The organism is Halobiforma nitratireducens JCM 10879 (genome assembly GCF_000337895.1).
Classification (GTDB): Archaea; Halobacteriota; Halobacteria; order Halobacteriales; family Natrialbaceae; genus Natronobacterium; species Natronobacterium nitratireducens.
The window spans coordinates 34,185-48,440 of the sequence record NZ_AOMA01000069.1 but is presented as its reverse complement, the minus strand read 5'-3'; the positions used below and the strand labels follow the sequence as shown (position 1 = coordinate 48,440).

At 66.0% G+C, this 14,256-nt stretch carries 8 protein-coding genes and 2 pseudogenes; 6 read left to right on the top strand and 4 right to left on the bottom strand.

Annotation, left to right across the window (positions count from 1 at the left end):
• Nucleotides 1–94: pseudogene (locus tag C446_RS18615) on the bottom strand (IS5/IS1182 family transposase); the annotation flags it as partial.
• 193 nt (nucleotides 95–287) lie between these two features.
• Here C446_RS18615 and C446_RS20790 point away from each other — a divergent pair.
• Nucleotides 288–1,374, top strand: a pseudogene (locus C446_RS20790) (MFS transporter); the annotation flags it as partial.
• Nucleotides 1,375–1,443: 69 nt separating this feature from the next.
• On the opposite strand, the gene C446_RS06470 reads toward C446_RS20790, so the two are convergent.
• A complete protein-coding gene (locus tag C446_RS06470) occupies nucleotides 1,444–2,532 on the bottom strand; it encodes an NAD-dependent epimerase/dehydratase family protein (RefSeq protein WP_006672278.1) in 1,089 nt (362 codons plus the stop codon).
• Between the two features lie 153 nt (nucleotides 2,533–2,685).
• Here C446_RS06470 and C446_RS19910 point away from each other — a divergent pair, with 153 nt between their 5' ends.
• The 4 genes from C446_RS19910 (at nucleotide 2,686) to C446_RS06445 (ending at nucleotide 6,107) form a co-directional block, all read left to right on the top strand.
• Nucleotides 2,686–4,359, top strand: coding sequence for a hypothetical protein (locus C446_RS19910; RefSeq protein WP_193363526.1), 1,674 nt, complete (start codon nucleotides 2,686–2,688; stop codon nucleotides 4,357–4,359).
• 93 nt (nucleotides 4,360–4,452) lie between these two features.
• Nucleotides 4,453–4,872 carry a GIY-YIG nuclease family protein gene (locus tag C446_RS06455; protein WP_006672275.1) on the top strand — a complete coding sequence of 140 codons (420 nt, stop codon included), beginning with the start codon at nucleotides 4,453–4,455 and terminating at the stop codon, nucleotides 4,870–4,872.
• A 110-nt stretch (nucleotides 4,873–4,982) separates the two neighbouring features.
• Nucleotides 4,983–5,627: a peroxidase-related enzyme gene (locus C446_RS06450; protein WP_006672274.1), complete on the top strand. Its 645-nt coding sequence runs from the start codon at nucleotides 4,983–4,985 to the stop codon at nucleotides 5,625–5,627.
• Between the two features lie 9 nt (nucleotides 5,628–5,636).
• Nucleotides 5,637–6,107: a hypothetical protein gene (locus tag C446_RS06445; protein WP_006672273.1), complete on the top strand. Its 471-nt coding sequence runs from the start codon at nucleotides 5,637–5,639 to the stop codon at nucleotides 6,105–6,107.
• A gap of 60 nt (nucleotides 6,108–6,167) precedes the next feature.
• Here the strand turns inward: C446_RS06445 and gltB are convergent, their stop codons facing one another.
• On the bottom strand, nucleotides 6,168–10,721 hold the full coding sequence (gene gltB, locus C446_RS06440; RefSeq protein WP_083861081.1) for a glutamate synthase large subunit: 4,554 nt from the start codon (nucleotides 10,719–10,721) through the stop codon (nucleotides 6,168–6,170).
• A gap of 432 nt (nucleotides 10,722–11,153) precedes the next feature.
• Nucleotides 11,154–12,635: a proline--tRNA ligase gene (gene proS, locus C446_RS06435; RefSeq protein WP_006672271.1), complete on the bottom strand. Its 1,482-nt coding sequence runs from the start codon at nucleotides 12,633–12,635 to the stop codon at nucleotides 11,154–11,156.
• Between the two features lie 545 nt (nucleotides 12,636–13,180).
• Here proS and C446_RS06430 point away from each other — a divergent pair.
• Nucleotides 13,181–14,152 carry a quinone oxidoreductase family protein gene (locus tag C446_RS06430; protein WP_006672270.1) on the top strand — a complete coding sequence of 324 codons (972 nt, stop codon included), beginning with the start codon at nucleotides 13,181–13,183 and terminating at the stop codon, nucleotides 14,150–14,152.
• Nucleotides 14,153–14,256: the final 104 nt, after the last annotated feature.

The following is a 14,256-nucleotide window of genomic DNA, read 5'->3' as shown; positions in this document are numbered from 1 at the left end:
ACCCGCCGCTGACGGGCTCGCCCGCGTGCTTCCCCAACGCTTGTTTAGCTAGGTCTCGACACTGCTCAACGAAGTCGAGGATGTCGATTCCCATACCAACCTCGATTTCCTCGACTTCACCCTTCTAACCCGTGATATCAGCTGATTAGATCGCTCTTCAACAGAGCACGAGAGTGAGGGCCGTGACGGGCTCGAGCGACGGAGGAGCGGCGACATCGGAAAGTGAGAGGGGAGAAGGCGACTCGAGCAACTCGGCCGATGGGGAGACCGTGACTGGGCCCGAGAACCTGCACCGACAGCTGTACGCGTTGTATCTCACCCGGTTCGCCGCGGGGTTCGGACTGATGACTCTCGTCACGTTGCTGCCGACGTACATCAACGAGTTCGAGCCGTCCAGACTCGTGCTCGGGCTGTTCGTCAGCGCGGTGACGGTCGCCAAGACCGGCGCGATCGTCCCGCTTGCGTGGGCGGGCGATCGCTACGACAAACGCCAGGTCCTGCTGTTCGGGATCGGTCTCGGCGTTGCCGTCTACGCGGCCTTCGCGTTCGTGGCCTCGAGTCTGGGGTTCATCACGGTGCGAGCGTTCCAGGGTGTCACCCTCGTCGCGACGGGGCTGCTGAGCACTGCCCTCGTCGGACAACTCGCCCCGGTCGATCAACGCGCGAACGCGATCGGCAAGGCCAACGCCTGGCGGCTCGCGGCGGGGATCGTCGGCGCGCTCGCGGCCGGTCAACTGTCGAGTTCGCCGGCTTCTCGGCAGTCTACGCGGTCGTCGTGGCGCTCATGTTTGCAGCCGTTTGCGCCGTTACCCTCTTCGTCGATAGCGATCCGACCCGGATCGGCGGCGTTCCGTTCTCGGACCTGGCGTTCAATCGTCGAATACTGACGCTTACGACGTTTCGCGCGCAGTACGCCTTCTCCGTCGAGGTCGTCCGGGCCTGGGTACCGATCTACGCCGGGGCCGCCGCGGCGACCGGCGGGCCCGCGTACGGCGCGGTTGCCGTCAGTCTCGTCGTCACCGCCGAGCGAACGACGAACATGCTCTTCCAGCCCTATACAGGGCGGCTGTCGGATCGGTTCGGCCGCGCGATTTCGTCTTCGCGGGCGGCGGCGCGTACGGTCTGATCGCTTTTCTCGTCCCACTGTCGCCCCGGATCGGCGAGACGCTCGCCGTTCCAACGGCGATTTCGACCGTCGCCGCCGTCGCTCCCGATTCCGCGTCTATAGCCGTGGAAACCGTCGCCGCGCTCGGTCCCGGCTTCCTTCCGTTGCTCGCGCTGAGCGGCCTGCTCGGCGTCGCCGACGCCTTCCGTGAACCGGCGAGCATGGCGCTGTTCGCCGACGAAGGAACCAGCGACGGCGGGGTCGGGTCGGAACCCACTGCCGGTAGTTAGCCGGAATTCCCATGCAGGGAAGCCGCGCCGTTTACGGCGCGGGAGATGTCACTGAAGCGTCTCGAGCACACCCAGTACCCGCTTCTCGTCCTCACGGTCCGGCCCTTGATCGCGACCGTCGCGGTCGCTCTCGAGGTGGTCCTCGACCGCACGGGCCATCGCCTCCGCCGGTGGCGTCGACTCCCAGCCCAGGGCCGCGAGCTTGTTCGTCGCCATGACGTGGGGATGGGACCGGTAGAGCGGGTAGTCCTCGAGTTCGATCCCGCCCGCGGCGAGTTCCCGGGGCCCGGCGTGGACGAGTTCGATCCCGTCGTCGGCCGCGGGCTCCTCGTCGCCGCTTCCGACGCGAGCCAGTTGCTCGGCGATCAACTCGACCATCTCCTCGAGCGTGACGAGCCGTCGGTCCCCGGTGTTGTACGCCTCGCCGGGTTCGCCGCGCTCGGCGACGAGTCGCAGGGCGCTTGCTACGTCCTCGACGTAGACACGGTGCCAGATGTTCGTCCCGTCGCCGGGGACGATCACCCGGTCGAAGCGGTTCACACGGTCGATCCAGAAGTCGAGCCGTTCGGTGTAGTCGTGTGGCCCGTAGACGATGGGTGGGCGAAGCGACATCGCGTTCACGCCGTCGGCGGCGGCCTCGAAGACCGCGCGGTCTCCCTCGGCTTTCCGGTTCCCATAGGTGTCGTGGGAGTCGTCGGTCGCCTGCTCCGCGGTGCACGCTGCAAGCGGCGTCTCCCCTTCGCGTTTGGGAACGTCCTCACGGCCGTAGGCCGCGCCGCTCGAGACGTAGACGTACGCCTTGCAGTCGGCGAAGACGCGGGTCGCGGTCCGGACGTCCGCGGGGTAGTACGCGACGCAATCGAAGACGGCGTCGGGATCGACCTCGGCCGCGGCCGCCTCGAGCGCGTCGTCGTCCGTCCGGTCCCCTTCGAGGTGGTCGACGCGGTCGTCGTCGGCGAAGGGGTTCTCCCGGGTACCGCGATTGAAAAGCGTCACGTCGTAGTCGTGTCTGAGCAGTTCGTCGACGAGGTGGCGGCCGATGAACCGCGTGCCGCCGATGACGAGCGCGTCCTCGAGGTCCCTGCTCGCAGTCGTCGTGTGTGTAGAAGCGTCCGTTTCCGAGCCCGTGTCGTCCATGCTCGGAGGTCGTCGCTTCGGCTGAAAAAGACGACGGACCGTGACGCAGGTTGCAGGCAAACCCACGGTCCGGCTTTAAGCCTCCGCTCGGGGTAGCGTCCAGCGCTGAGCGCCACCAGCAGCGTCGAGCGTTGCGCTTACGTCCAGATACTTATGAGCGACAGAAACTACGACCGGCGAGACGAGCGAGAACGGGAGCACCGCACGGACGATCGGGATCGAGACCGACGCGACGAGTACCGCACGGGCCATCGCGATCTCGGCGGTTCGGATCGCCCCCGTGGCGACAACCGCGGTGGAGAGGAGTTCCGCGACTCGATGCAGGACTCGCCCCGCAGAGCCGAGGGCCGCGACGAACGCGGTTCCGGCCGCGGCGGCCCGGAAGAGCGGCGAGGTGAGGGCCGCCAGGAGCGCGGTCGCCGCCGGTCCGAAGCTGATCGGAGACAGAGACAGGGACAAGGACAGGGACAGCGACAGGAACAAGGTCAGCGTAGCCGCGACGACCGAGGCGATCGCCAGGACAGCGACAGAAGCGGGTTCGAGACGAACGCTCGCAGGGAGGGCACACTCGAGTACGGCGGCGAAGCGCGACACGACGACCGGGACGAGTCCCGGCGCGGTCGTCGAATGGACCGGCAGTCGGGGTCCCAGTCCGGTCCTCAAGGCAGTGATCGTCGAGGCAGTGATCGTGGCGAGATGCGGGACCGTGGAGAAGGCCGGGGCCAGATGCGGAGTCGCGACCAGGTCCGCGGTCGGATGGAAGGACAGGATCGGGGGCCGGATCGCGGTCGAACACGGGACGAGAGCGACCGCGGCGGCCGACGTTCGGACCACCGAGACGAGGGTATCCGGAGCGATCGTGGCCGGGATCGGGGCCAAAGCGGCCGCAACCGCCACGCGCAGGCCCCAGGACAACCGCGAGGGGAGCAGTCCGATCGCGGCGGTCGACCTCGAGGCCGATCATCCCCCGACGAAGGGGGTGAGTACCGCGGCCGCGAAGAAGGCGGGCGACGGGGCGTCCAACAGCGCCAGCCCCGCGGTGACGTCGAGCAACGCGGCCGGGGTGGCCGACGCGATCGGCGAGAGCAACGCCAGGATCGACCGCGACAGGGACAGGGACAGGGACAGAGACAAAGACAGGGGCAGGGACAGGGACAGGGACAGTCACAGGGCGGCCGTCACCAGCGAAGCCACGGCATGTCCGACCGGCAGACGGAACACCGCGGCGGCGCGCAGTTCGGCGGGGAACCGGCCGGGAGACGGTACGACCGGGGCCGAGAGCAAGAACCTGAACCCGATCGCGGTCGAATGCAGGATCGCGGCCGTGGCGGATCGTCGGATCGCGGCGGCCGTAGCGAGGGGCCGATGCGTCGCGGCGGGGATCGTGGTCACGACGAGCGAGGGACCCGACACGAGCGCGGCGGTCGGGGCGACCGCGGTGGGAACCGCGAGCGAAGCGACCACCGATCCGGCGAGAGCCGCGACCGCGGCGGGGAGTACGACCGCGGCAGGACCAACCGCTTCGAGTCCGAGCGTCCCGAGGGAAGCCACGGCGATCGACCCCAGTCCGGCGGCGGGCTCCGTTACCGGCAGCGAGGTCACCGGGACGAGAGCGGCCATTGGACCGACTCGGAGCCGAGTTCCGACGAACGCGACCGCACCGAACGGGGGACCGAGACCGGTCGTCGGGGCGGCGAGGAAGACCCGAGCGATCGTCGGCACGTCCACGATCAACCACGGGTCGACGACACACAGGAGCAACGAAGCAGAGAGGGCGACGGCCGGGATCACGACCGGGACGGGGATCGAGACCGAGACCGGGACTGAAATACCCCCGCCTACCTGCTCGCACTCACCGACCCAGCCGCTCCGTCGTCCGAAATCACCGGCGCTTTCTGTCCGCTCCCGGTAGCCTCGGGTATGGGCGGTACGTACGTCCTCGTCCTCGAGGTAGACCGGGAAACGACGATCGAAGTCGGCGCGCTCGGCGAACTCTCCTTCGCTGCCGGCGCATACGCCTACGTTGGCAGCGCGTTCGGCCCGGGTGGGTTCTCCCGGGTCGAGCGCCACGGAGAACTCGCCCGCGGGGAACGCGACGCCCGCCACTGGCACGTCGACTACCTGCTCGGGAATCCGGCGACCACCATCGAGACCGTCGCCCGCTTCCCCGAGCAGGATCGGGAGTGTGAACTGGCCGCCCGACTGCCCGGCGAACCGGTCGAGGCGTTCGGCGCTTCGGACTGTGACTGCCCGGCACACCTGCTCTCGGCCCCGGATGGCGAGACGGAACCGGTGCTCGAAACGCTGCGAGCGGCCGGCGGCTCCTTCGATGCCGGCTGAGTTGTACGGCCGTCCTCGAGTGCGCTCGAGTGCGCTCGAGTGCGGGTGTGTAAGTGTGAGTGGAAGTGTGTTCCACCGTCGATTAGTACAGCGAGCGACAAACGTGTGGTATGGGCAATGCAGACGCGGACCCCGATTCCGACCTCGACTCCGATTCCGACGCCGACGAACCGCCCGTTCAGCCCGAACTCTCCGACGACGCGATGATCCGGTTTCCGGTGCCCGACTACGGGGAACTGCCGGACGACCTCCGGGACCGAATCGCCGCGGAGACCGAAGACGCCGGATTCACCCCGAACGTCTTCTCCGCGTTCGCGTACAAGCCCTCCCACTTCCGAGCGTTCTTCCAGTACCACGACGCGCTGGTCGAGGACTCGGCTCTCGAGCGAGAGGAAATCGAGATGATCGTCGTCGCGGTGTCGGGGGTCAACCACTGCTACTACTGTAACGTGGCTCACGGCGCGCTCGCACGAATCTACGCCGACGATCCACAGCTGGCAGACCAGTTGGTCGCGAACTACCGGACCGCGGATATCGACGACGCCCACCGAACGATGCTCGACGTTGCGGTGACACTCACCGAACGCCCGACCGACATCGAAGAGGACGACCTCGAGGCGCTGCGCGAGGCCGGCTTCAGCGAGGAAGCGATCTGGGACATCGCGGCCGTTACGGCCTTTTTCAATCTGAGCAATCGGATGGCGATGTTCGCGGATATGCGGCCGAACGACGAGTTCCACACGCTGGGACGGTAACGGATATACGTGCACGACAGCGTTCCGACGCGGCTGGAACGGCTCGCAGCCGTCGTCGCCGTCCTCGCGGCGCTGGCGCTGGTGCCGGCCGCCGCACTCGAGTCCATGATCGCAGTCGTTGTCCTGCTGTTCGTCGCGTCCACCTGCGGAACGATCGCGAAGGCGCGAGTCGACATCGACGCCTTCCTGACGTTTGGCCTTCGTTCGGTGTCAGACGACGATCCGGACGCAACGCGGTACCGGGAGCGCCGTCGCCAGCAAGCAAACCGGTTGCGCGAGGCAGTCTCGCTCGAGTACGATGCGTGGCTCGACCGACTGCTGGCGGTCGGACTGGTCGTCGTTGGTATCGGTGCCCTCGTAGTCGTCGTGACGGCCGTCGACGACATCAGGAACGCGCCCCGACTGCTGGCCGTCGCCGTGATCGCGCTCAACGCCGCGCTAGTCGTCTACGGAGTCTCGTCTATCAACCGCGAGGAGTAGGGAGTAGAGAGTAGAGAGTAGAGAAGCCAACTCGAGCGATCGAGTCGACGTTGGTCGACGTTAGTCGTCGCTCGCTGCAAACTCCGTCGCGTCGGCCTCGACCGGCGTCTCGGGCGTCTCCGGGAGTTCGTTGCGAACGTCGTCCGATCCCTGTTCGGTGATCGCCTCGTGGTAGGCGTCGGGCATCACCTTCACGACGCACTCGAGCGTGCGCTCCCAGTTCTCGAGCAGGCGCTCGCCACGCTCGGAGCCCGTGTAGGCGACGTGGTTCTCGACCAGACGCCGCAGCATCCGCTCGTCCGCGTCCTCGAGGTCGTCGTGTAGCGAGACCATGCCGGTGTTGGCCCGGTCGGCGAACTCGCCGTCGGGATCGTAGACGTAGGCGACGCCGCCGCTCATTCCTGCCGCGAAGTTCTTGCCCGTCTTACCGAGGACGGCGACGACGCCGCCGGTCATGTACTCACAGCCGTGGTCGCCGACGCCTTCGACGACGGCTTTCGCACCGGAGTTGCGGACGGCAAAGCGCTCTCCCGCGACGCCGTTGACGTACAGCTGACCGCCGGTCGCGCCGTAGAGCGCGACGTTCCCGATGGCGACGTTCTCGGTCGGCTCGTAGCCAGCATCGTCGGGCGTCCGCACCGTGAGCTTGCCACCCGAGAGCCCCTTGCCGACGTGGTCGTTGGCCCGTCCCTCGAGGTGCATCGAGACGCCGTTTGCCAGGAACGCGCCGAAGCTCTGGCCGGCCGTCCCCTCGAGATCGACGGTGAGAGTGTCGTCCGGCAGGCCGGATTCGCCGTAGCGGTCGGTGATGCGATTCGAGAGCATCGCGCCGACCGCACGGTCGACGTTGGTTACCTCGGTCGTGAGCGCGACCGGCTCCCGTCGCTCGACGGCGGCGTCGGCCGCCTCTACGAGGTCGCGGTCGAGGTGGTCCTCGAGACCGTGATCCTGCTCGCGGACCTTCCGGCGCACGTCGCCTGCGGGCTCGGCGAGTACCGCCGAGAGATCGACGGTGCGGGCCTTCGGATGGTCGACGTCGTCTCGTTGTTCGAGGGTATTCACGCGGCCGACCATCTCGTCGACGGTCTCGAACCCGAGATCGGCCATGATCTCGCGCAGTTCCTGCGCGATGAAGCTCATGTAGTTGATGACGTGCTCGGGCTCGCCGGGGAACCGCTTGCGCAGGTCTTCCCGCTGGGTGGCGACGCCGACGGGGCAGGTGTTCTTGTGACACTGTCGGGCCATCACGCAGCCGGAGGTGACGAGCGAGGCGGTCCCGAAGACGTACTCCTCGGCTCCGAGCAGGGCGGCGACGGCGACGTCGCGGCCGGTCTTCATGCCGCCGTCGGCCGAAACGCGGATGCGGTCGCGCAGTCCCGTTTCGCGGAGCATCTGGTTCGCTTCGGCGAGACCGAGCTCCCAGGGGAGCCCCGCGTTCTTGATCGAGGTGCGTGGCGACGCACCCGTGCCGCCGGAGTGCCCCGAGATGTGGACCACGTCGGCGTTGGCTTTCGCGACGCCGGCGGCGACGGTACCGATGCCGGCCTCGCTGACGAGCTTGACGTTGATGTCCGCCCCCTCGTTCGCCGCCTTGAGATCGAATATCAGCTGCTTGAGGTCCTCGATGGAGTAGATGTCGTGCAGCGGCGGCGGCGAGATCAGGCCGACCCCGGGAGTCGACTTGCGAACGTGAGCGATCATCTCGTTTACCTTCTCGCCGGGGAGGTGGCCGCCCTCGCCCGGCTTCGACCCCTGGGCCATCTTGATCTGGAGCTCGTCCGCCGAGGAGAGGTACGTCGACGTGACGCCGAACCGCCCCGAGGCCACCTGTTTGACGTTGCACTCCTTCTCGGTACCGAACCGTTCGGGCGGCTCGCCGCCCTCACCCGAGTTGGACTTGCCACCGATGCGGTTCATCGCGATCGAGTTGTTCTCGTGGGCCTCCGGCGAGAGCGATCCGAGGCTCATCGCGGCGGTCGAGAACCGCTCGACGATGTCTTCGATCGGTTCGACCTCCTCGATCGGGATCGGCTCGCGGTCCGAATCGAACTCGAGCAAGCCCCGCAGGGTCTGCAGCTCCTCGTTCTGGTCGTTGATCAGCTCTGCGAACTCCTGGTAGCGGTCGTAATCGTTCGAGCGGACGGCCTGCTGGAGCGTGCCGACGGTTTCGGGGTTCCACTGGTGGTGGACGCCGTCGGAACGGTGCTCGAACTCGCCGTGGCGCTCGAGGTCCGTCTCGTCGTCGCCGAAGGCGGTCGCGTGCCGTTCACGGAGGTCGGCCTCGATCTCGGCGAGGCCGATCCCTTCGGTGCGGTTCTCGGTCCCTTCGAAGTAGTCGGCGACCAGGTCCGAGTCGAGCCCGACGGCCTCGAATATCTGGGCTCCCTGGTAGCTCTCGACGGTCGAAATACCCATCTTGGCCATCGTCTTCAGAAGGCCGTCCTCGATCGCGCCCACGTAGGCGTCGATCGCCGCCTCGGTATCGGCCCCGTCGGGGCCGGCAGTGAGGTCCGCGATGGTCTCGTACGCGAGGTACGGATTTACCGCGCCCGCGCCATACCCGATCAGGGTCGCGAAGTGATGGACCGTTCGCGGCTCGGCGGACTCGACGACGAGCCCGACGTGGTTTCGCAGGCCGTTCCGGACGAGCCGGTGATGGACCGCGCCGGTCGCGAGCAGGCTCGGAATCGCGACCCGGTCCGCGGAGACGTTCCGGTCGGAGAGGACCAAGACATCGTGGCCCGCCTCGATGGCCTCGACGGCGTCTTCCCGAACGCGTTCGATCGCCGCTTCGAGGTCCAGCCCGTCGTCGCGTTCGGGCTCGTAGGTGATGTCGACCGTCGCGGCCGTGATGTCGCTCGCCTCGCAGTCACGGACCGCCTCGAGTTCGGCGTCCGTCAGAACGGGCGAGTCGAGCACGAGCTGGCGAGCGTGGGCCGGCGACTCCTCGAGCAGGTTCCGCTGGAAGCCAAGCCGTGACTCCATCGACGTGACGAGTTCCTCGCGGATGTAATCGAGCGGCGGGTTCGTGACCTGGGCGAACAGCTGCTTGAAGTAGGAGAACAGTGGCCGATTGAACTCCGTCAGCACGGACAGCGGCGTGTCGTCCCCCATCGAGCCGACGGGGTCTTTCCCCTTCTTGGTCATCGGCTCGATCAGGTTCTCGAGTTCGTCGTGGGTGTAGCCAAACGCCGTCTGGTGGGCACGAAGCCCCGAAACGTCCGCTCGTGGGCTGCTATCGGTCGTCGACAACACGTCGTCGAGATGGACTTGCTCGCTGTCGACCCACTCGCCGTATCGCTCGTCGGTCAGCTCCGCGAACACTTCCTCGTCCGGGATGACCCGTCCTTCCTCGGGGTCGGCGAGGAACAGTTGTCCCGGCTGGAGCCGTCCTTGCTCCTCGATCTCTTCCGGATCGGTCTCGAGCGCGCCACTCTCGCTGGCGACGATCAGCCGGTCGTCGCTGGTCACCTCGTACCGGCAGGGGCGGAGTCCGTTGCGATCGAGGACCGCACCGACGCGCTCGCCGTCGGTCGCGGCGACCAGCGCGGGCCCGTCCCACGGCTCGACCAGCGACGCGTGGAAGTCGTACCAGTCCTTGCGATCCTCGTCCATCGCGTCGTCCCCTCGCCAGGCTTCGGGGACGAGCATCCGCAGGGCGTGTTCGAGACTGCGTCCGTCCTGCATCAGAAGCTCGAGCGCGTTGTCGACGCTTGCGGTGTCCGACTGGTCGGGATCGTCGATGATCGGCTTGACCGCCTCGAGATCGGGAATCGTCTCGCTTTCGACGTCCGTCTCACGGGCGCGCATCCAGTTGACGTTCCCCTGGATGGTGTTGAACTCGCCGTTGTGGATGATCCGTCGATGGGGATGGGCGAGGTGCCAGGCCCCGAGCGTGTTCGTCGAGAACCGTTCGTGGACCATGACGAACGTCGACTCGAGTCGGTCGTCGGTCAGATCGGAGTAGTAGGTCGGTAACTGCTCGCCTTTGAGCAGCCCCTTGTAGACGACGATATCCGAATCCAGCGAACAGACGTAGAAGCGTTCGACTCCCTCGAGGTCGGTCGCCTCCACTTCGTTCTCGAGGGCGCGGCGTGCGACGTAGAGACGGCGGTCGAACGCATCGTCGGTAAGTCTCCCCTCCGTGTCGGGAGCGACTGCAACCTGCCAGACGTCCGGTTCAGACTCGACAGCCGTCCGCCCGAGTTCCTCGTTGTCCGTGGGGACAGACCGCCACTCGAGAGTCTCGAGCCCGTACTCGGCGAACACGTCCTCGGCGAGTGACTGGAGTTGCTCCCGGGTGTCCTCGCGTTGCGGGAAAAAGATGGAGCCGACGGCGTACCGATCGGGAAGGTCGGTCTCGAGAACGTCGGCGAAGAAAGCATCGGGCGTCTGGAGCATGATGCCGGCACCGTCGCCGGTATCTTCCTCCGCGCCGGTAGTGCCGCGGTGTTCCAGGTTGACGAGTAGTTCGAGTCCGTCGGCGACGACATCGCGACCGCCCTCGCCCGTGAGGTCCATGACGACGCCGACGCCGCAGTTCGACCGAGCGTCCTCGGGGTCCGCGAGACCCCGAGAGCGGCTGGTGGATGCCGCTCTGTGTGGCTGTGACATACGACCGAATAGCGGGAATCAGTATAAGAGGTTAGCCCATAATGGCTAAGTGTATTCTAGACACATGCAAGGATATATAAGGTGTAAGGAGGCGCGGTTGCCCGTCTCTTGGACGTGATCGCGCTGGAAGGAAATGTCAGAGGCACGTAGTGTTCACCCACCGGAGTGAACACCACATCGGCAGTTCTCCCCCCATTGGTAAGCAACCTTGGGTTAAACAGTTAGGCGCTAAGATAACTGTCGGATTCAGCCACTCGCAATACCGACTTCTTAGGCCCTATAACAGAACTAACCGGCCGCTCCGAACGGTCGAAGACATCGGCGATCCCGGCTACGAAACCGGGGGACGGTCTTCGGCGAACGCGAGCGACGAGCCCGTCGTGCCACGCGTCGGGACGAACGTCGCCTCCCTCGGTACCTCCCGGCGACGGCTCAGTAGCTCTTCGCGAAGTAGGCGATCTCGTCGGCCGGGTCGCCACAGACGCCACACTCGTCGTGGTCGGGCTCGGGCACCTCGGCTCCGCTCTCGCCACCCTGGTCCTCGAGGGGCTGCATGACGATCTCGGCGGCGACTTTCTCCTTGATCGCTTCCTCGCAGGCCTCGTCGCCACACCACGGGGTCTTCACGTAGCCGCCGTGTTTGCCGATCGTTCCCATGATGTCCTCGGGGCTGTGGGCTTCCCGGACGTTCTCTTCCAGGTTCTCTTCGGCCGTCTCGTAGAGTTTGTCGTAGATTTCCTCGAGGTGGGCGTCGACGGTCTCGACCAGCCCCTCGCGGTCCGCGACGGACTGTTCGTTGTCGGGCCGGTGGACCAGCGTGACTTCCTCGTCCTCGACCTCGTTGGGGCCGATCTCGAGTCGGAGCGGGACGCCGTTGAGTTCGTGTTCGTTGAACTTGAAGCCGGGATTGCGCTCGTCGCGGTCGTCGAGTTCGACGCGGAAGCCGGCGTCCTCGAGGTCCTCGGCGATGTTCTCGGAGTACTCGAGAACGTCGTCTTTGGTATCCTCCTGCCAGATGGGGACGACGACGACCTGCGTGGGCGCGATGGTCGGCGGAAGCACGAGGCCCTGGTCGTCCGAGTGAGTCATAATGAGCGCACCGAGGGCACGCCAGGACAGGCCCCACGAGGTGGTGTAGGCGGTCTTCTCTTCTTCGTCTTCGTCGACGTAGGTGATGTCGAACGCCTCCGCAAAGGACTGGCCGAGGTGGTGGCTAGTGCCGCCCTGGACGGACTTGCCGTCGGGCATCAGCGCCTCGACGGTCGTCGTGGTGTCCGCGCCGGGGAACTTGTCGTGTTCGGGTTTCTTCCCGCGGAGGACTGGAATGGCGAGTACGTCCTCGTAGACGCGTTCGTACTGGCCCAGACGCGTCCAGACCTCCTTCCACGCGCTCTCGTCGGTGGCGTGGGCGGTGTGGCCCTCCTGCCACATGAACTCCTTCGTCCGGAAGAACGGCTTCGTCTCGGTGGCTTCCCACCGTACTACGGAACACCACTGGTTCAGTCGCAGGGGCAGGTCGCGGTGGCTGCGCGTCCAGTCGGCCATGAAAGGCGCGATGATCGATTCGCTCGTGGGTCGGACGGCGAGTCGCTCCTCGAGTTCCTCGTGGCCACCCTGGGTCACCCAGGCGACCTCGGGATCGAACCCTTCGACGATGTCTTTCTCCCGCTCGAGGAAGGACTCGGGGATGAACATCGGGAAGTAGACGTTGTCGACGCCGGTCTCTTTGAACCAGCCGTCGAGGGCGTCCTGGATGCGCTCCCAGAGGGCGTAGCCGCGGGGTTTCGTGACGATGAACCCGCCCATCGGCGCGTAGTCGGCGAGCCCGGCCTTCTGGACGACTTCGGCGTACCAGTCGCCGGGTTTGTGCGATTTCGACTCGGTGATACCGAGTTCCTGACTCTCGTCGCTCATTGGTTCGACAGTCAGTCACCGCGGTCTTAAATCGTGCGAAGGCCGGCGCTGGAGGAAATCTCGTCGGTGCAGTTTCGACTGTCCTTCTCTCTCGGTACACTATCGTCTCGCCCGTTCTCCCGACTCCCTGAATCTGCGTGAGAACTCTCATTTTACCTTGTCCAGCAACACTCCCAAGGGAGCAGTCGACGTATTCGGTACTGGGTGCCTGTACAGACTGCAAGGAGAGTGCCTCGGGCCCCGTAGTGAACTACTCTACCTTACCCTACCCTACCCTACTCGCTCGCGACGGTAGTGGTTCGCTCCTCGAGGGTGGCGTGGGACCGATGATCTGACGGACCATGTGAAGGCTTCGCCGTCGTGAGCGGATAGAGCTCCCTGTATTGGCAACGCAGTTTGCAGCCACAACGGTGGCCGACCTACTAGTCCCGGACGTAGGGAGTAGGTTAGTGCTCCGTTCTACCGGCTGGATGTCGGCGGTCTCTGACGCTAAATTTGTTTCCTTTTCTCACATATTTATGGGTCTTGGTTACCATTGTAATCTCATGCGAGCTATCGAAGTTACGGAGTACGGCGACAGCGACCGTCTCGAGGTAGTCGAGACCGAGAAACCCGAACCCGATGTGGGGGAGGTCCGGATCGAGGTCGAGGCCGCGGGAATCAACTTCGCTGACGTGATGCAACGGCGCGGCCACTACCCCGGCGGTCCCGACGCGCCCTACGTGCCGGGCATGGAGGCCGCCGGACGGATCGACGCCACTGGTGAAGACGTGGGGCTCAGCGAGGGTGATCGCGTCGTCGCGATGCTCGACACCGGCGGCTACGCCGAGTACGCCACCGCGAACGCCCAGATGCTCTTTCCCATCCCCGAGGGGATGAGCTTCGAGGAGGCCGCCGGCTTCCCCGTCCAGTTTCTCACCGCTCACTCCTGTCTGTTCGAGTGGGGTGGCCTCGAGGAAGACGAGACCGTGCTCATCCAGGCCGCCGCAGGCGGGGTCGGCACTGCAGCGGTCCAGCTCGCCTCGAACGCCGGTGCGGAGGTGTTCGGCACCGCGAGTACCGACGAAAAACTCGAACTCGCGGCCGATCTGGGCTGTGACCATCCCATCAACTACACCGAGACGGACTTCCGCGAGGTGGTCGACGAGGAGACCGACGGCGAGGGCGTCGACCTCGTCTTAGAGAGCGTCGGCGACGACGTCTTCGACCGTAGTCTCGATGCCATGAAACACTTCGGTCGGATGGTCACCTTCGGCGTCGCCAGCGGCGTCCCCGCCTCGGCCGAGAACCAGCGACTTCTCTTCGAGAACAAGACCGTCAAAGGGTTCCACCTCGGCCAGGCCGCCTACCACGACTCGAGCAGGATTATGAAGGCGGTTCCCGAGCTCACACAAGGGCTGACCGGCGACGACCTCGAGGTGATCCTCGGCGAGGCGTTCGCGCTCGAGGATGCCGCCGAGGCCCACCAGTTCATCGAGGACCGCAAGAGTTCCGGCAAGGTCGTGTTGAAGCCCTGAGAGGTCCTGCGGGCGGTCGAAGGGAAACCCGCCGACTGCGGTCCTCCGAGGAGGGTTCGCTCCCGCCGACCGCGCCACGATTTCTGTACCCTCAGGACGATGGG

What these genes read in the sequence shown, in the direction of transcription:
- C446_RS06450 (WP_006672274.1), top strand. Translation starts at nt 4,983, where the DNA reads ATGGGCAATGCAGACGCGGACCCCGATTCCGACCTCGACTCCGATTCC.
- gltB (WP_083861081.1), bottom strand. Translation starts at nt 10,721, where the DNA reads ATGTCACAGCCACACAGAGCGGCATCCACCAGCCGCTCTCGGGGTCTC.
- C446_RS19910 (WP_193363526.1), top strand. Translation starts at nt 2,686, where the DNA reads ATGAGCGACAGAAACTACGACCGGCGAGACGAGCGAGAACGGGAGCAC.
- C446_RS06430 (WP_006672270.1), top strand. Translation starts at nt 13,181, where the DNA reads ATGCGAGCTATCGAAGTTACGGAGTACGGCGACAGCGACCGTCTCGAG.
- proS (WP_006672271.1), bottom strand. Translation starts at nt 12,635, where the DNA reads ATGAGCGACGAGAGTCAGGAACTCGGTATCACCGAGTCGAAATCGCAC.
- C446_RS06455 (WP_006672275.1), top strand. Translation starts at nt 4,453, where the DNA reads ATGGGCGGTACGTACGTCCTCGTCCTCGAGGTAGACCGGGAAACGACG.
- C446_RS06470 (WP_006672278.1), bottom strand. Translation starts at nt 2,532, where the DNA reads ATGGACGACACGGGCTCGGAAACGGACGCTTCTACACACACGACGACT.